Here is an 18,525-nt window from a genome sequence, read left to right on the forward strand (position 1 = left end):
CCGCTGTCGAGCTTCCCGATTCGATGCGACTTCCTCCCGCCGCTACCCCCGACTCTTCGAAACCGCTCATGAAACGCCGCCAACAAAGAAAACGTCGCCTGTCCCTCCAGCCGCTTGAAACGCGACGCGTGCTGGCGGCCAGTTTGGGATGGGATGGTGCCGGATTGGGAAGCGCCGAACTGACCTACACGATCAACGGATCACCGAGTTCACTCTCGCAAGCCGAAACCACGGCGGCCATCGAAACCGCGCTCGACGTCTGGTCCAGCGCCGCGGACATCACGTTCACGCCCACCGACGAGGTGGGCTTGCGCGATTCGATCGACATCTCGTTTGTCAACATTGACGGCACCGCCGGCACACTCGCCCAAGCCTACTTTCCCGACGACGTGAACCCGGCCCGGATTGCCGGTGACATTCAGTTCGACGTGTCCGAAGCTTGGGAGGTGGGAAACGCGCTGGGCAACAGCGCGTTCGATCTCGTCTGGGTCGCCGTTCACGAAATCGGTCATTCGCTCGGACTCGATCACACCGATTCGGTCGCCAGCGTGTTGGCCCCGTTCGTTTCGCCCAGTCAATCGTTCACCAGTCTGAGCAGTGTTGACGTTGCCGCGATCCAGGACCTGTACGCCGCCGCCGGCATTGACACGACCGACAGCATTGACACGCCGGAAGTCGATGGTGAGACGACCGACGAACCGACAGTCGAAACCCCGACCGACAGCGATGATAGCGGAGATCGCGATGACAACCCGTTCCCGCGAAACCGCTGGCGGCGCGGCGGGCGCTGGCGTCCGTTCGGTGATCGACTGGATGCCCAGCAAGTGGATTTCAACTACACCAATCCGACCGACGTCAATGGAGACAACACGACCACTCCGCTGGATGCGTTAATGGTCATCAACCAGCTCGATCGGGCATCTTCAAACGCCCTGACGGACTTGTCGGAACTCGAAACCGTCGGCTTGTGTGACGTCAATGGAGACAACTCGATCACGGCTCTGGATGCCTTGACGGTTATCAACGCGCTCAACAACGGCAGCACGGAAACGCTCGATTCGGTCGCCGCAGCAGACGAATTGGAGAACGCGGAACAACTGCAGGAAAGTGACGATTTCGACGAGGTGGACGCATTGGATGTAGGCGACGATCCGGAAGATTCCGACGAACTGGAGGACAGCATGGAGGTCGAGGAGGGGGATGAAGTAGACAGCGATGAAGTAGACAGCGATGAAGTAGACAGCGATGAAGTAGACAGCGATGAAGTAGACGAGGGCACCGAGCTGATTGACGAGGGCGGTTTGGTGGACCAGAGCGATGACGACGCGGACGAACAGGGCCAGTCCGATCACGGACACCATCTCGTCGGATTGTTCCCGGGACGTCTGTTCGGAGGTGAAACCGAAGTGTTCGTCGCCCGGTTTGATGCCGACGAAGACGGCGCGCTCTCGGAAGCGGAAGTGTCCGAGCGGCTCTGGGAAAAACTGATCACTCTGGAAGCCGATGGCGACGGCGACGGACTCGTGACCCTGGACGAAATCGACTCCGCCCTGATGGCGTTTCAGCTGGAAGCCTTCAACGAACAAGACAGCGACGGCGACGGGCTGTTGACCGAGACCGAAATCGGCGAGCGGCCCTGGCAAAAGATCTCGGCCGCGGATGCGGATGACGACGGTGGCGTGTCGTTTGATGAGCTACAGGCATTCCGCGATCTGGCGAGTGAATCGGACGAGTTTGTGCATCGGGGGCATCGCCACCACCTTCCATCCGATGCAGTGTTTTCTTCTTTGGGGCGAACCCGTGGCGGTCAATTCCGAGCCCGTCGAGCGTTTCGCTGACCGACGTGACGGAGCACAATCTTTTGAAAAAAATGTTCCAAAGTGCGGCGGATTCACGTCTCTCTTCGCAACTGACTCAACAGCGGGCGGCAAGACGGTGAAAACCGCCCTCCGCTGTGATGCTGCCCGGGCCCTCTTTCTTTTCTCTTCCTGAAGTCCGCACCATGGTCGCCACCGACTCCCCCAGCCCAACGTATTCAGCCAACACCCCACCCCCCGTGGAGCCGGGCGACGAGGCTGGTTTTGCCGAGCTGCTCGCCAGCGCACGCAACGGCGACCGCGACGCGCTCGGCCAGTTGCTGCAATGGTATGCCAACTACTTGACCATCCTGGCCAGCACCCAACTGGACCGTCGGTTGCGCCGTCGACTGAACCCGTCGGACATCGTTCAAGAAGCGATGTTGGCGGCCCACCAGGACTTTGCGGATTTTCGGGGGACCAGCCAAGGCGAATTGTTGTGTTGGTTGCGGACGATCCTGATCCACACGCTTCACCGCAGTTTCAAACGCCATGTCAAAGTTGAAAAGCGTGACATCCGCCGCGAGGTATCGTTGGAAGCGGCCAGCAATCGATTGGAGAACTCTGCCGGTAACCTGGCCGCAATCTTGCCCGCCGGCGGCCCCTCGCCCAGTTCACCGCTGCAGGCCCGCGAAAACGCGGTGATCTTGGCCGACCAGCTCAGTCGTCTCAAGCCCCACTACCGCGAAGTCATCGTGCTCCGCGTCTTACAAGGTCTCTCCTTCGACGAGATCGCCCAACGGATGGATCGCAAGTGCGGCGCCGTTCGAATGCTTTGGCTGCGGGCGTTGGAAAGTTTTAAGACAACGGAGGCGATGCATTGATGGTGGCACTGAATCATTCCGAAATCGACGCCACCGGCGCGGAGCCTTCGATGCTTCAGGGTTTGACCGAAGACCAGCAATCGCGTTTGACCGAATTGCTCGATCAATACTTGCTCGCGCTGGAAAACGGCGAACGCATGGATGTCCGTCAAGTCAACCAGGACAATCCGGACCTGGCCGACGTCTTCGCCGCCTACTTGGAAAAGCTCGATGCGTTGTATGGCGTGTCTCCCGGTTTCCAAGATCCGAGTCGTGCCGATTCGCCAGAGCAACAACGCAAGATGACGCTCGGAGATTTCACGATCCAACGTGAAATCGGACGCGGCGGCATGGGGATCGTCTATGAAGCCAGTCAAAAATCGCTCGACCGCCGGGTGGCAATCAAGCTCTTGCCGCTCGCATCACTTCTCGACGCCCGGCAAATCGCCCGGTTCAAGAATGAAGCCCACGCGGCAGGCTTGCTTCAGCATCCCAATATCGTGCCGATCTACAGCGTCGGCAGCGAGCGGGGGGTTCATTACTATGCGATGCAGTTTATTGACGGAGAGTCGATCGACGCAAAGGTGACGTCGGCCCGCCATGATGCAACACATCGAATCGAGGCCCGCACGTCGCAAACCATCCGCTGGGCGATCGACATCGCCGGGGCATTGCAGGTCGCGCATGAGAACGGGGTGGTCCACCGCGACGTCAAACCGTCCAACTTGATGCTCGACCAATCTGGGAAAATCTGGATCACCGATTTCGGACTCGCCCGTTGTCAAACCGACGTGACGTTGACGCGATCGGGTGATGTGATCGGCACGATGCGCTACATGAGTCCCGAACAGGCGCGCGGGGAGTCGGCGTTGATCGACGGACGGGCCGACATCTACTCGCTCGCGGCAACCCTGTACGAGATGCTGACCTTGCGTCCGGCTCACGACGCCGACGATGCACCGACGATTCTGAAACAGATCGACCAACACGACGTCACGCCGCTGCGCAGCCTGCGGCCTGATCTGCCACGGGATTTGGAAACCGTGATCGCCAAAGCGATGTCAAAGCGTCGCGAGGATCGCTACGACACCGCCGAAGACTTTGCCAGCGACTTGAATCGCGTTTTGGAGGGCCGACCGACCGTCGCTCGGCCTCCCTCGATCGCCGACCGTGTCGCTCGTCTGGCCGCCAAACATCGCAGTGTGGTGATGACCGGTGCTCTGGTCGTGATGCTGGGTTTTGTCGGTTCGGCAATCGCGACGGCCAAGCTGGCTGCCGCCAAGCAGGTCTCTGATGCAAGCGCCCGTCGCGCCAGCAAGGGCGAAGCACTCGCCCGCGATGTCGTCGACCGATTTGGTTCACAGTTGCCCGAACTGCTCTCCGGTATCCCCGCCGCGGACCCCGTCAGACGTCAGTTCCTGGTCGAAACGCTGGACTACTATCAGCGGTTTGCCGCTGAAGCCAAAGACGATCCGGAACTACGCGAAGACCTCGCCGTGACGCTCGGAAAAATCGGTTCCCTGCAGTCCGAACTGGGCGAAAACGACAAGGCAATCGACTCCCTGGCTCGCAGTGAATCGCTCTATGCCGAGCTCGCCGACCAGCCAACGGCAAGCGATGCAACCTTGCTCGACTGGTCAACCAGCCAAAACAATTTGGCCCAGGCATTTGTCCGCGGCGGCAAGCTCGAAGACGCAGCGAGATACTTCGCCCGCGCCATCGTCACACAAAAACGCATTGTGCGGCGAGCGGCCGGCGCGCAAAATCAAACCGCCAGGCTGGCCTTGGCGACCAGTCTGAACAACTTGGGCTTGCTGCTGAACCAGACCGAAGCCAACGAAAAAGCCGAAGAAACCTACCTCGAAGCGATCCGTTTGCTCACCGAAAACGGTCCGCCGAAAAGCTTGGAGAGCCAACAACAGCTCGCCGCGGTCCGAACCAGTCTCAGCGGCTTGTTGACCACCACGTCACCGGAGCGCGCGGTCGTCTACGCACGGGAAGCACTTTCGGGACAACTCGATGCCCTTCAGGCCGACCGAGGGAACGCGAAATTGGCGACGCAAACGATCGTCACGCTCAACACACTCGGTGCGGCTCAATCGGCTGCCCAGCAAAACGCCGCGGCGATCGACACGTTCAATCGTGCCATCGAAATCGGCAACGAACTGCTCACCCGATGGCCCGAACAGGCCACCTATCGTCGCGATTTGGTACTCAGCTACAACCATCTGGGGCTGGCGCTGTCCAAAGCCGACCAACGTGTCGCTGCACTGGCCGCGTTTGACCAAGCGCTCGCCCTCGGCCGACCGCTCGCGGATCGATTCCTCGATGATGCCGAGACTCAAAGCATGATCGGAGCCGTGTTGAACAACCTCGGTTTCCTACACCAACAACTCGGTGATCGCGTGGCGGCCGCCCAGGCCTATCACGAAGCCATCGAGCGGCAGTCGACCGCGGTTCGGTTGGCCCCCGAAGTCGCACGCTTCCACGATTACCTGAAAAAGCATCAAAGCAACTACCGATCCGTCGCCGCCACGCCCGCAGATCTTGGGAGGGCGGCATCATGAGCATCCCAGAGGAGTCCCGATCACTGTTGCTGGAACAGTTGGAATCTCGCTGTATGCTGGCCGGCGGGATTTTCTTTCAAGTCTCACCACGCGATCAGGCGGTGCTTGATCGCATCGGCGGTGGGGATCGAATCGATCGCGCCGCAAGTGTTGTCGGTGCTTCGCACAACGACAGTCATTCGCAACGAACCCCTTCGGATCGTCAACCTGGCGACCGACAAGCATCCGTTCGTGGAATCGGTCAATTGACACGCGGAGAGCTGCCGCGTGGTCAGGCTGCGGCCCAAACACCGCAACAGAACGTCGTCCCGCCGCGGGCATCCTCCCCGTCGACGATCATCGGTCTGATTGTTGTCCCGTCGTCGCCCACCTCTGGATCCACGCGTGGGTCGACCACGAACGACGGCGGTGGTTCATCGTCGCGTCCCGAAGGCGAACTCGATGCGTCTGCAGGCGCGACCGTCGACGCATCACCGGCGACGACGGAGTCGGCGACCGAGACGCTGGTTTCCGCACCCGGATCGGCCACCATCGCCACCCAAGACGAAGTCGTCAGACCGGATAGCAGAGACCGAGAGCGGCCCCAAGCGGTGGCAAGCGACACCGTCTCGGTCGACCAGATCCCCGAATCCACGACGTCAACGCAAACACCTTTTGACGAGTCATTGACGGAGGATGTGTCGAAAACGATTGACGTCGATAGCGAACCCGATCTCGCCGGCACCATCGAAACACTGCCGCTATCGCATCAGCATTTCCGAGAGTCCAGCGACCTCGCCGATGACCCAAACGACGACGAGCAATGGGAACTTGGCGGAGATGCGTTGGAGAGACTTCGTGACGTCGCGGACGGGACCAACGACGAGACTCCTGATCTGGGACGATCGGTCATCGATCACGCGATCAACGATTGGTTCGGCGAGTCGACCGGATTGATCGAAAACATCGTCTTTGAGCATGATCTGCCGTCGATGATGCACGACATCAACGCGTCGATGGTCGACGTCGTCTTGGACGCCACCGTCGGCATGCACCGCAGCGTCGGGCTGATCGCCGGCGTGGAAATGGATCTCAGTCCCGATCCGGCCGGCGAGATCCGCGGGGCAGTTCTGGCAGTCATCGCCCGCGAATTTGCCGACTCCCTTGCCACCGATCCACCGCCACCGGTGCAATCAAGCGGTGAGCCGAATTCAATTCGGATTTCCGGAATCGCCTACCCCGGCGCCGCGATCGTCGCCAGTCTATTGGCCATCGGAAGCCGACGATGGTCCGGCAAGCAAGCCGAAAAGGAAGGCAAGACACCGGACGAGCGGTAGCGAAAATACAGTTCCCCGTTGGCCCCCTACGCCGTGAACGATTTTTTTCCTGTGTTTGACAAGGTGTTAGCGGCAGGGCGCGAGCCCTCCGGTTCCGCAACGTTGCAAAATGACCGGAGGGCTCGCGCCCTGCCGCTAAAAAATCGGTCACGGCGTAGGGTGGCCGCCGGGAACCGGTCGCTCACTTGCGATTGGTTTGGCCGGCCTTGATTTCACTCAGGCTGACGCCGAACAAGCGCAAGGCGATCGGATCGAGTGCGTTCTCGGGACCGTGGATGTGCAACGTCCGCTGAACATGACGCATCGTCTCGCCGGGCGCAAGCGCCGCAGCCGGCGAGGACGTTTCGAGTTCATAAAAGGGGCCCAGCGGCGGCTCGCCCGGCGCCGGTGATCCGTCGTTGTAGGAGTTGATCACATCGCCCTGATACGGTTCCGCTTGGTGTTCCCACATCGAGTTGACGAATCCCTGGGGCGCTGCTTGGACGTTGTACGTCACGATCGTCAGCACCTTTCCGTCCGCGTCGTAGCTGCCGGCGATTCCTTTGGATCGTTCCGGCGTGATCCCGATTTTGCCCCGCCGTGTGCCATCGCCCTTGAAGAACAACACGTCTTGTTCGACCGTCAAGTACTCCGGCGGCACCTTCCCAAAGTAGGTGTCGTTGACTTTCGGCCCCAGCGTTTCTTCGGGACCGGATTTGAACGGAATCACAACCGTCGTCTGCGGCGAGGGGTTGTACATGCCCAGCAACCAAATCGACGGCAATCCCGTCTCGGGTTTCCAAGCCTGGTCGCCGCGATTGGTCAACCGATTGTCGCTTTCATAGGCGACAACCTGGACGTCACTCGGGACCGACTGTGACTGCAAGGCATCGGCGATCGCTTCTTCGTCCAGCAATCGGATGGTCCGTTCGATGCCCATTGAAAACGTGGTGCCGCTGTAGTTGGTCAATTCACAGTCACGTTTGAATTCGGCGGAGTGATTCGATTTGGCGATCAATTCAAAGGGTTCGGTGTCGATCGCCGGCGGCGTGGTCCAATCGGAAAACTCGAACTTTGTGCCGGGTTTGAAAAACAGCGCAAACTGGCCGCCTTCGGGGCCAAGCCAAAATCGTTCTTCACCGCCAAAGATATAGATGTGCTCCTCCAGTTTTCCCTTCCGCTGGGGATCGGAAAGCAGCCCCGCCTGAATCACTTTTCGGTTGATCCAGCCGAAACTGGGCCCCTGGTCTTGATCGAAGGTGCTTGTCATCACGCGGCCTTGATAATCCGGCGCAATCGCAACGGCGGCCTCATCGCGCTGCAGCACAACGATCGGCGTGTGCCTTTCCAGGAATTCCAGATCGTCGTGAAAGGTTTGGTTCACAGCGTTTGACTCTTGGGCGGACGTAACACCAGACCAATGTAACAACATCAACAAACAGGCAAGTCCGTGACTGCAGCGAAAATCAACCTTCATCTCTGACCTCTTCGGAATCGATCGTGCGTGTGTCGAGTATTGTAGCCGCAATTGATGCGTCCAGCGGATCTCTCGTGACAGCTGCACCCCACGCGGCTGTGCGTATCAAGGCGGAGCCTGGGAACGAGGAAGCGGGCAAACGTTTTAGCGGAACGGCGCGAGCCGTCCGGTCGCGCATCAGAAACACCTTGAAAGACCGGAGGGCGAGCGGGCTGTCGTTTTAGTCTGGATCTGCTGAGTCATTGGTGAGCCGCTGGCCGTAAGGCCTCGGGCAGCGTCGCAGTGCCCGGCCGCTTACGCGCCCGCGGCTCACAAAAACGACAGCCCGCTCGCGCCCTGCCGCTAACAAGACACACCCCGCTTGGGGTCAAACACTGGAAGTCAATGCTTCACCGGGTTAGGTATGCGGGGCCACGAGCGACACTCAGTTGGATTGGGACGCGGTGGAGGTTTGCTGCCCCTCGGGGATTCGATTCAAGGTGTAGTATGCTTCGGGATGCACGAGCGGTTGTCCGGATGCGTTGCGTACGCCCGGAGCGTTCAACTCGTGAACGAAGTAGGGCCGCAGCCCCTCGACCCTCAGACGCACGCGTTTGCGATCCTCCGAAACCTCGGCCGCCACAATGGTCGGCGTCTTGGTTTGAATCTCGTCGCTGCCGTAGGTCGAATGGTACAGGTAGGTGTAACTGACCATGCGATAGGAATTCACGTCGCCCGCCGACTTGGGATCAACCGGTTGCGTGTAGGTGAGTTCGAAACCACCGGGTTTGGCTCGCATCTCCTTGATTTCAAACGGCGTCTTCCCCGTCCATACCAGACGCTGCAATCCGTAGCTCGCACGCCCCAAGCTGCTCCAACCGCGATTGGTCAACCCCACAAACACGCTGCCATCGTTGCCTTGGGTCATCCGCAACACCGCGGAGGCAAACCCGAGTCGAAAAGGGAAGCAGGCGCCCTGGTACTCGCCACCGACCTTTTCCAAAAACACGCGATTGATTCCGGCCTGCGTGAATTCGCCGACAAACAACTGGCCGTCAAACGGTCCGAACTTTCCGCCGCTTTGGTCCAACATGATGTCGGTCGTCGATTGTCCCATCTTTTTGTAGGGGAACCAAACCGCGGGTGGTCGAAGGGGCTTGAATTGCTTGAGGGCCTGTGGCAGCGGCAGACCACTGGGAACCTGTTCGACTCCGTGAATCGTCGATCCCGGCTCGTTCATCGACGCGAGCGCTTCGGCGTGATGAAAAAAGGCGCCCGGTCGCATGTGATGCAGCGAATTGGTGGCCACCCAATTGCCTTGCTGATCGGTGTAAAACATGTCTCCCGCGGCGTTGGTACCCAAGCCGGACGGGGATCGCATCCCGGCACAAACCGGCACCAGTTCGCCAGCCGGCGTCAGCTTCATGCCCCAGCCGCGCCAGCGGCCTTGTCGATACCCTAGTGCGGCGTTAGGCACGACGCGTTTCAGCTGGTCGCCCTTGAGTCCCAACCCGATGTTCAGGGTGATCCACAAATTGCCATCGCCGTCCAGCTTGGGGCCGTAGGCGTATTCGTGATAGTGTCCGGTCACGCCCCAACCTTTCGCGGCGGTCAAGTATTCATCCGCCACATCATCACCATCGACGTCGCGAAGCCGCGTCAACTCGCTCCGCTGCGTCGTGTACAAGTCGCCCTGGTGATAGAGCAATCCGAGCGGTTCGTGCAGCGCGGTGGCGAATCGTTTGTACGTCACATTGTTGGGCGGGTCGTCATAGACACCGTCCAAAATCCAAACCTCGCCTTTTCGAATCGCGACGGCCAGCCGCGAATCGTCCAGCAGCGCCAGCCCGCCGACTTCCAGTGCCAATCCATCGGGCGCGGGTTTCCAATTCTTGGATCGCGAGTCCGTCGCCGCCTTGGCAACCGAAACGTCAATCAGCCGGTAGTATTCTTCTTCACCGCCCCGCACCATCGTCAGCGGGAAAGCGAACGCCACAAAGGCCGAGATCAAAAATCGAATCACCAACGATACTCCAAAATAGCGGTGTTTCTGTCCTGCGCGTCCAAGGGGATCAGCCACTGGTCGACTTCGCCGGACCGACGCAACGCACCGGTTCGCGCGAGATCATCTGAAAGGGTCACGGTCAAACCTTGGCCGTCGGAAAACGCGAAGGGTCCTTCCGGTTTCAGTCGCTTGGCCGCATGAGCGAGCAAGCGAAGTTTCTGCCCGGGGGGATTGCCGCGAACCGTGACCGTACGTCTGAGCGTTCCGGATTCGGTCGCCTCGATGCGGTCTTCGATCGACCAGCCTGCGACGTCGTACAGAAACGTCGGCACGCCGGCGGAATCCAGTCGATAGCCGCCGAAACGGGAGTCGGAATTTCGATCTTCGTTTTCACTCTCGCTTTCATCGACGATCACCACGGGTCCCGCCGGCATCGTGACTTGGGCGGCGCCCAAGGGATCCGCCGGAGGAGTGAAACGTTCGAACCAAGTGCCACGTGCGTCCAGAAAACGCTGCTTCCAACCGATCGCCAGCCGCGCCCGTTCGGCATCAAATGCAAAATGGACGCCTTGAGGAAAGCCGACCGCGATCGCGTGCGTTCCCGCTTGTTCCATGAACGTCCGCAGCACGATCGGTCTTTCGGTCGGCGACAGTTCGTAGTTGGCCGAACGCACGGTCTCGATCTTTTCCGGCAGCGGTTCCTGGTCCAGGTATTTTAAATACGCCCAGATCGCTGAAATCTGGTGCCGGACGTCACCATCGAGCAACTCCGGTCGATTGGTCTTTCCGTCAGGGAAAAAGGTGGGCATCCGCGTCCGCTTTTTCACCGCGCTGGGATTCAGCACGAATTCGTAGAACCACTTGGAATCGATGCGGTTGGTGGTTCCCGACAAGTCGATTCCGACGACCCCGGGCAAACTCTCGCCGCGAAACGCATGGCAACCGACACAGCCGGTGTTGACCAGGTCGCGTCCGGCATCGGTCATCTCCTGTTGCGGCGGCAGAAGATCGACCGCGTCTTGCTGGTCCACTCGGTCGGCTGCTTGAAAGCCCCGGACCATGGAATCGGCCGTGTCGTCGGAATAGGCCGGCATGCGGGCGGTCATGAAGGGGCGATGGGGTCGCGTCTTGGGATGGAAAACGGACGCCAACGCTTTGGGCGTCAATTTGCGCCCGACCCCGCCCAGTGTCGGCGGCAATCGACCTTCGTCCCCCAAATCCACATTCCCGACGGTTTCGAAGTAGGCTTTGCGAAACCGGCCGACCCCGCCTCGTTCGTCGCGCCGATGGCATCCGTAGCAATTCAATTGCAGCATTCGGAAATCGACATCGTCGGCGGCGGTGCGGTTTTCAGATCGTACGGCAGTCAGGCGTGCGCCGATGGCACGACGTTGTTCGTCGTCCAACCCGTACCGAGGCATTTCGCCGCTGGGGTTTTTCATGCAACTTGATTCGGCGGCGGCATTGAGTTGCGACAGCGGCTTGGCCGCCGCAGCGGTCAACGCATCGGATGCATCATGGCAAGACGCACAACGCAGTTGAACGAACAACGCTCGTCCCTTGTCCACCATGGCTTTCGGTGCAACGTTGGGCTGCATGTCGATCTGATTCGACGTTTGATTTCGCAGCAGATGCGCCGCGATGTCCGCTGCTTCAAGTGGCGTGAGTCGCAAGGAGGGCATCCGCGCACTGGGACGCGTCTTGGTCGGATTCAACAGCATCATCGTCAACGAGCGAAGCGAATACTTGCTGACCAGATCACCGTGCGGCACCGAATCCACCGGCCGTGCTTCGCTGGCCAAACCCAGATCCGCGATTTCTTCTGGGTCGAGCTGTTCGATCAGCTCGTCGATCGCCGAAGCTTTGGATTCGACCGTTTCGTAATTCGCGTCGGGGTCATGGCAGGCCACGCACCCGACGGCGTGATAAAGTTTGCTGCCGCGATCGGCGTCGCCCCGTTTCCAGAATTCGTGGACCACCGGCAACGCACCACCGGCTTTGATGACGGCAAACGGTTGTTGTTGTGAACCCAGGAATGCGACCAGCGCGTCGATCGCTTCGCTGCGTTCCGATTCGGGAAGGGTCGACAGCACGTGCGGCATCGTCGTTTCCGGTTTCATCGCAACCGGATCGGCCAGATACTGTTTCAGCCACTTCGGTTGCAGCCGGTTGCCGGCACCGGTCAATCGCGGACCGCGTTTGGGTTTCAGCCAATCGTCGTCGGACGCATGGCAGCTGACGCAGCTCAGTTCGCTGATCAACAGCGAACCGGCCCGTGTCGGAGAAAGCTCGTCATGCCGCGCGAATCGATCAAACCCGCTGACCATCGGTGCGGCGATCGAATCAGGACCGCCCGTCGCGGGCGTTTGTTCTTCCGCTCGCAAGGCGCCCGGGATGGCGATCGCAACCGCGCAAACCAACGGCCGCCAAAACCGTTCAACGTGATGTCTGAGTCGTGTGAGTGAATTCAAATTGTCGTCCCCAATTTGCGACCCTTTTCGAAAGGTGGTCGGTCGCGTGTGAGCAATCTAGGTGAGTGGTCGTGCAATCTCGAACGTTTTGCGGACAGTGGTACGTCTCATTTCGCATTCGCATCGGATTCAATCTTGAGAATCAAGATGCGAAAGCCATCGCCGGGTTTTGCCACCGCCGGCCACTGAACGATTTCTTGTTTGGACGGTTCACCGAAGGTTCCGTCAAAGGGATTGAACCAAGTCGTCGTCATCGTCTGGCCACGCGTCTCGGAGGGCAGCCGGAGCCCGACGAACTCGCATTCTTTGGGAACATAATAGACGTGCAATCCCTTTCCGTCGTGCAGACAAAAGCCCGCATTGCTTTTCTTGTCCCCAGCGATCAAGTTGCCCAAGTCGTATCGATCGACAAGTGTTCGTAGATGCCGATAGTAATCCAGACGGGGGCGAGATTCCGGCGGCAATGCATCGATGTCAGCAATGACCACGTTCCAGGCGGCGCCCTGCCAATAGTGGGTGGGAAACGTCCCAGCGAAAACGCACTGGTAGGCGCGTTCCAAGCAGACCTCCGGCGAGGTGTAGTTGCCCGTAAAGACGACGTACGGCCCGCGTTCGTATCCGCCGTGCTCGATATTCAAGATCGGTTTGCCCGGGATCGCTTCCCAGACGTTCCTCATCACACCGTAAAGCTCTGAACTCCACAATTGCACCGAAACAAAATCGATGTTCTGTGGGAATCGACGACAATAACCGTAGTCGTGAACGGTGATCAAACGCTTGAATGCGTCCAGCCCTCGCAATCGTTCGATCCGTTGGTGAATGTAGTTGACGTCATTGTGCCCGTACCCCAACGCTTCTTTGGAAACGTCCCAGATCAAATTCGGATACGCCTGGTAGCGGCTGACGACGTAGTCAAAATAACGATTATCGTCTGCCGAGTTGGCTGCCGGCCAATTGACGCGTTTGTTCCAGACATAGACCATCAGGTGGGCGACGATCCCCTTTTGGTCGAGGTATTCGATGACGCGGTCGAGTCGTTGAAAATACTCGACATTCAGCTGCGAATGTTCGGGCGAGTCATTGTTTCCGCCGAACGGAAAAACGCTCGGGCTGCCATAATCACCTTCGTCCGTCAGTCGCGAGTCTTTTTTCCAATTGACGTCGTACGCAAAGACATTCATCACGACTTGGTTGAAACCGTTGGCCGCGAGTGCATCGACCAACTTACGCGTCTTCGGAATCTGGTTCGGGTTCTCGGCATCGAGCGCGAACAACCAATCGGATTCGAAAGCGATCGGGTAATACGTTTCGCCGTTCTCGTATCGGAACTGACGCGGTGATCGGGAGTCGATCACGATGCCTCCCTTGCGTCCGTCCCCGGCGGCCGTGACTTTTAATTCCCCGGATTTACCGTCCAACGCCGCCTGAGAGGCGCGCGTGACGTAGGTCCAACGGCCTGTCGAAGGCGGCGTGAAACGAACCCGGTACTCGTCGTTTCCGTTGTAGAAACCCGGCACGTCGAAGCGATCTCCCGATTCATTGCTGAACGTCGCGCCGAATTCAACGTCGACGGGTCGATCGGAAAGTGATTCCACTCTAAACCGAATGTCGGCGACGTCCCATTGGCGTGCGGAAATGGTCTCGCCATTTTGGTGGTCGAACGTCTCCGCCGCCGCCGCTTGCAGCACGAATCCAAACGACAACGCGACGATCAGACAACAACGGGCAAGTTTCATCATTGCGAGGGAATCATTCAGGCGGAACAGGGGGAGGGAAGCCGAGGGACGCACATCATATTCACTGTCGGCGGGGGCCGTCAGCCGATGCAGGCTCGTCATCGTCAATTCGCAAGGATTCATACCGAATCTGATTCAATTCGCTTTTTGTGGAGAAGGTTGGCAACCACAGGCGGACCCGATTTTGATACTATCGGTAATCGTCGCCGAATCGTTTTTTGAGATCGGCTTCTTCGATCGATCTGATCAAACAAACGATCTCCGGTATCACCGCAACGGAGAACACCCACCGATGGCAAGGCGTACCCACGGATCCCTGGCTGCTTTTCATCCGTGGGTACGCTCTGCCATCCGTGGGTTCATTTAAATGGGCACTGGCGGGGGTCCTCGGGCTGGCGCTTCCAGCGTCGCACCGTAACCCACCGATTAGAGTCTGAGATCCACTCAGACGGATCAGCGGCGCATGACATTGATCGCTCGACAGACCACTACGACTTCTGCGCAAACGCCGTCTCTCCCAGAGTGGGAGAATCTAAATCGGTTGCCAAATTCTTCAGTAACAGAACCGACGTCCCAGGCGATATCAGACCAGTTCCAGGCCCGTCATCGTGCTGGTGCTGGTCGAGAAACGGTCTCGGTGCAGACCCAATCGGTGCAGTGCAGACAGATACAGGTTGGGCAGCGGGTAGTTGTTCTTGGTGTCGAACGCCAAGTGCTGGCCGTGCTTGAATCCGCCACCGGCAAGCAGCACGGGCATGTTCTTGTTGTCGTGGCTGGACGCATTGCCGAGGTTGGACGTCAACAACACCATCGTCTGATCCAACAACGTGCCCGACGACTCCTGCACCGTCTTCAGCTTTCGAACGAAATCGGCCCACTCGGCGAGCAACGCGTTTTCTAAAATCGCGAGTTGCCGCAGCTTTTCTTCATCCTGGCCGTGGTGGCTGAGCGCGTGGTGCGCCTCGGTGACACCGTCGAGTTCGACTTTGCCACCATTGCCCAGGTGCAGCGTGATGAAACGCGTCGAATCGGTTTGCAGCGCCAACGCCATCACGTCAAACATCGCCCGCTGTTTCTCGATCCCATCGGAAACCGATTGGGCCAACGATTCGGGTTTGCTGACTTGCGGTTTCGGACGATTGATCCATGCTTGGTTGGCGGCGAGTCGTTTCTCCAACTCGTTGACGGCCGTGAAGTAGTTGTCCAGTTTGTCGCGGTCGCCGGCACCCAACGTCCGTTGCAATGACTTCGCTTCTTCGGCAACCAGATCCATCACCCGGCGTCCGTGCCGCATCCGCGCCGAATTTTGTTGGCGAACCGCCGGTGCGTCGGCAACGAACAGCTGTTCGAACAGTCGCAACGGAGACATCTCCGGCGGAATCATCGCTCCGTTTTCGGTGTACGAGGGACTGGAATTGTCCCCCGAGGCGTTGAGCACCAACGAAGGGAACCGTGTTTGGTCGCCCAGGTGCTTGGCCATCAACTGGTCCAGCGAAACCGAATTGCGAAAATTCGCATCCGATCGACTGAGCGGCGCCGCGGTCAGAATCGTGCCTTCGGCGCGGTGTCCGCCGGCGACCTGCGGGTGGGACACTCCCGAACAGACTGTCAAATCGGGGAGCAGATCGGGAAACTCCGCCAAATAGGGCGACGGCGCGTAATCGAACCCGGACTCCTTCGGGAACAGGTTTGGACCGTGCAACCCGAGGCCGAGGCTGAAACAGACGAAGCGTCGTGGGGCTTCGGTTTCGGCGGCACTTGCAATCGCCGGCATCATCGCGTCCAGGAACGGCAACCCGACGGCTAGCCCCGAGCCTCGCAGCACCGTGCGTCGATCGAGTTTTGTGTTGGTGAACTTCATGACGTGCCTTATTTGTTGAGAAAGATCGAGCTGTCGACGACCGCGTGAATCAGGGAGCGGAAGCCAAACTGCTGGGCTTGGGTTTGATCCAGGATGGCTTCGATCACCCGTCGGTCGCTAAAGGAGACCGCAGCGCCGGTCGCATAGGTGACCAATTGATGCGTGAAATTTCGTGCGATCTGCTCGGGATCCCGCAACACAATTTGCTTGAATTGCTCGATGTCATCGAACGCTTCGCCCTTGGCGGTCTGGTGGTGCGGATCGACCGGAATTCCCTTCTTGGCGGCTTTCGAATTCCGATACCGCGTCCGCCAACCCCCAATGACATCGTAGTTTTCCAGTGCAAAACCCGGCGGGTCGATCTTGATGTGACAGGCCGCACAAGACGTTTGGTCGCTGTGTTTTGCAAGCTGATCGCGGATCGACACGGCGCCGCGAATGTCAGGCTCGATCGCCGGGACGTTGTCCGGTGGCGGAGGAATCTCGACGCCGAGGATGCGTTCATTGATGAACGCGCCGCGGATCACCGGTGATGTGGTGGTGCCGTTGGCGGTGACTTTCAAAATCGAGCCCTGCGTGATCAATCCGCCGCGACGGTGCTCGGGCGACAATGCGACGGCTTGGATCGTTTGATGATGGACATCTGGAATGCCGTAATGTTTCGCCAAACGCTCGTTCAGCATCGCGAAATCGGAATCGACAATGTTTGCCGCCGGCAGATCATCACGAATCAGTTTTTCCAAAAACGCGTGGGTCTCGTCGACCATCGACTGTTGCAACGTCTCGTCGAACTCTGGATACAGTCCCGCGTCGGGTGACGTGAAATCGATCTCGCGGAGGTTCAACCATTGATCGGCCAAGGCGTTGATCAACGCCTCGGCACGGTCGTCGTCGAGCATGCGTTGGACATGTCGGCGGCGAGTTTCAGCGTTCGTCAACTCGCCGGCATCGGCCGCGGCCATCAGCGTCTGATCCGGCATCGTGGACCACAAGAAATAACTCAATCGCGACGCAACCGCATGATCATCGAGTTTGCCAGGCGTCTCGCTGAGATACAGAAAACGCGGCGAACAAAGAATCGTGCGATAACCGCGTTTCAGGGTTTCTCGCGGTTCGATCCCCGCGGCCAAGTCTTCGTCGACCAGCGCCAGGTAGGGTGCGAACGCTTGATCGGTTACCGGGCGACGAAAGGCCCGCGTCGCAAACCGCTTCATCAACGCAGCGATTTCCTCACGCGACAGATTGCGATCGATCCGTGTCTGACCGAACAGCAATCGGGCGACATCTTCGCGTGCAGGAGCCTTGTGGATCGATTCCATCGTGATCGATGAATACGCCAACCCCGGAACCTTGGGCAGCGGGCGTTTGTCGCGGGCGGATCCCCTGTAATTGTTCAGCCCCGTCCCACGCACTCGTTCGATGGTATGGTCCGAAGGGCGTGCCTCGATCAGATGGCCCTTGCGGATCCATGCATCAAAGGTTTGGTCGCGAGGCGTTTCATCGGCACGAAAGATACCGGCCAGGTACATCATCGGCGCTTTTGCAAAACAGACACCGGTGCGGACCGTGCACCAAACGCCTTCGCCCGGCTGGACATTCACGGCGTGAGCGTCGTGAAGCGTGACGCGGTACCATCCGGTCCGGCGGACTTCCGTTTCCGGGACACGTCCGTGGTAGACCAGATTGGCCGACCAGGCGATCGTTTTGTCGCCGACATGCCAGGGGTCACGTTGTCCGACTTGACGACCGAGTTCCGCACTGGTGTAGGTGTGACGGAACGGCTTTGAATCCCCATCGAGGGCGCGGCGGAACGCTTCATCGAGCGACGCATCGGCGGCATCGAGATACTTTTCCATCAGATGATGTGAGATCTGTTGCGCCTGAGCGACGGTGGCAAAGCCGTTGTGATAGGTGTCCTCGGGGAGAAACTCTTGCAGGGGGATGTCGATGCCCAGCAAGTCTTGCATCGTGTTTTCGTATTCGATTCGGTTCAACCGGCGGGAACGCACTCGCCCCAGCGTTCGAGTCTCCTGCCGCAGCGTTTGATGGATCGGCGCAGCGATGGCGGCCAGGAAATTGTCACGCGTCTCCTGTTCCGGAGTCCCTGCGTCTTGGGGAGGCATTTCGGCGGAATGAACCCTGTCAAAAATCATCACCCACCGCCGCAGATTCGATGGATCGGCGGGTTGGAATGCCAAATCGGCCAGATTCAGGTCGCCTTCTTGCGTGTATCCATCGTGACAATCAACACAGTAGTGCTGAACGAATTCCGTTCGCGCGGTGTGCTGAGAATCAATCGAAGGGGTGGGATCAGCGGCGGTCAGGTTGGAAGCGGCTGTGAGGCTAAACGCCAGCAGCAAACCCATGCGGACGCACGGGGTGGCGGGAATGTTCATGCCCCGATTTTACCACCGAATGGGGCTTCTCCCATACCCGATTTTGGCCCCATGGGCACTGTTCTTGCCAGATAGACTC

At 59.1% G+C, this 18,525-nt stretch carries 10 protein-coding genes; 4 read left to right on the forward strand and 6 right to left on the reverse strand.

Features of this window, described 5'->3' with window-relative positions; translation table 11 throughout:
* Positions 1 to 68 precede the first annotated feature (68 nt).
* The 4 genes from Enr13x_RS21485 to Enr13x_RS21500 all read left to right on the forward strand — a co-directional run bounded on the left by Enr13x_RS21485 (position 69) and on the right by Enr13x_RS21500 (position 6,542).
* Positions 69 to 1,838, forward strand: coding sequence for a matrixin family metalloprotease (locus Enr13x_RS21485; protein WP_145388950.1), 1,770 nt, complete (start codon positions 69 to 71; stop codon positions 1,836 to 1,838).
* A 164-nt stretch (positions 1,839 to 2,002) separates the two neighbouring features.
* On the forward strand, positions 2,003 to 2,680 hold the full coding sequence (locus tag Enr13x_RS21490) for a sigma-70 family RNA polymerase sigma factor (RefSeq protein WP_145388951.1): 678 nt from the start codon (positions 2,003 to 2,005) through the stop codon (positions 2,678 to 2,680).
* Positions 2,680 to 5,226 carry a serine/threonine-protein kinase gene (locus Enr13x_RS21495; protein ID WP_145392559.1) on the forward strand — a complete coding sequence of 849 codons (2,547 nt, stop codon included), beginning with the start codon at positions 2,680 to 2,682 and terminating at the stop codon, positions 5,224 to 5,226. The genes Enr13x_RS21490 and Enr13x_RS21495 overlap by 1 nt, the downstream gene beginning before the upstream one ends.
* Positions 5,223 to 6,542, forward strand: a complete 1,320-nt coding sequence (locus Enr13x_RS21500; protein WP_145388952.1) for a hypothetical protein — start codon at positions 5,223 to 5,225, stop codon at positions 6,540 to 6,542. Before Enr13x_RS21495 ends, Enr13x_RS21500 begins: the two co-directional genes overlap by 4 nt.
* Positions 6,543 to 6,723: 181 nt before the next feature.
* Here the strand turns inward: Enr13x_RS21500 and Enr13x_RS21505 are convergent, their stop codons facing one another.
* The 6 genes from Enr13x_RS21505 to Enr13x_RS21530 form a co-directional block, all read right to left on the reverse strand.
* Positions 6,724 to 7,905, reverse strand: coding sequence for a DUF6786 family protein (locus Enr13x_RS21505; RefSeq protein WP_145388953.1), 1,182 nt, complete (start codon positions 7,903 to 7,905; stop codon positions 6,724 to 6,726).
* A 517-nt stretch (positions 7,906 to 8,422) separates the two neighbouring features.
* A complete protein-coding gene (locus Enr13x_RS21510) occupies positions 8,423 to 9,949 on the reverse strand; it encodes a DUF7133 domain-containing protein (protein WP_145392560.1) in 1,527 nt (508 codons plus the stop codon).
* Between the two features lie 47 nt (positions 9,950 to 9,996).
* Complete coding sequence (locus tag Enr13x_RS21515; protein WP_145388954.1) at positions 9,997 to 12,453, reverse strand: cytochrome c family protein; 2,457 nt, start codon at positions 12,451 to 12,453, stop codon at positions 9,997 to 9,999.
* Positions 12,454 to 12,560: 107 nt separating this feature from the next.
* Positions 12,561 to 14,291, reverse strand: a complete 1,731-nt coding sequence (locus tag Enr13x_RS21520; protein ID WP_231743687.1) for a DUF5060 domain-containing protein — start codon at positions 14,289 to 14,291, stop codon at positions 12,561 to 12,563.
* A 481-nt stretch (positions 14,292 to 14,772) separates the two neighbouring features.
* Entirely contained in the window at positions 14,773 to 16,050 is a 1,278-nt protein-coding gene (locus Enr13x_RS21525; protein ID WP_145388955.1) for a DUF1552 domain-containing protein, read from the reverse strand.
* Between the two features lie 8 nt (positions 16,051 to 16,058).
* Positions 16,059 to 18,446 carry a DUF1592 domain-containing protein gene (locus tag Enr13x_RS21530; RefSeq protein WP_145388956.1) on the reverse strand — a complete coding sequence of 796 codons (2,388 nt, stop codon included), beginning with the start codon at positions 18,444 to 18,446 and terminating at the stop codon, positions 16,059 to 16,061.
* Positions 18,447 to 18,525: the final 79 nt, after the last annotated feature.

The organism is Stieleria neptunia, assembly GCF_007754155.1.
In the GTDB taxonomy this organism is placed as follows: Bacteria; Planctomycetota; Planctomycetia; order Pirellulales; family Pirellulaceae; genus Stieleria; species Stieleria neptunia.

What these genes read in the sequence shown, in the direction of transcription:
- Enr13x_RS21485 (WP_145388950.1), top strand. Translation starts at nt 69, where the DNA reads ATGAAACGCCGCCAACAAAGAAAACGTCGCCTGTCCCTCCAGCCGCTT.
- Enr13x_RS21490 (WP_145388951.1), top strand. Translation starts at nt 2,003, where the DNA reads ATGGTCGCCACCGACTCCCCCAGCCCAACGTATTCAGCCAACACCCCA.
- Enr13x_RS21495 (WP_145392559.1), top strand. Translation starts at nt 2,680, where the DNA reads ATGGTGGCACTGAATCATTCCGAAATCGACGCCACCGGCGCGGAGCCT.
- Enr13x_RS21500 (WP_145388952.1), top strand. Translation starts at nt 5,223, where the DNA reads ATGAGCATCCCAGAGGAGTCCCGATCACTGTTGCTGGAACAGTTGGAA.
- Enr13x_RS21510 (WP_145392560.1), bottom strand. Translation starts at nt 9,949, where the DNA reads ATGGTGCGGGGCGGTGAAGAAGAATACTACCGGCTGATTGACGTTTCG.
- Enr13x_RS21520 (WP_231743687.1), bottom strand. Translation starts at nt 14,291, where the DNA reads ATGACGAGCCTGCATCGGCTGACGGCCCCCGCCGACAGTGAATATGAT.
- Enr13x_RS21525 (WP_145388955.1), bottom strand. Translation starts at nt 16,050, where the DNA reads ATGAAGTTCACCAACACAAAACTCGATCGACGCACGGTGCTGCGAGGC.
- Enr13x_RS21530 (WP_145388956.1), bottom strand. Translation starts at nt 18,446, where the DNA reads ATGAACATTCCCGCCACCCCGTGCGTCCGCATGGGTTTGCTGCTGGCG.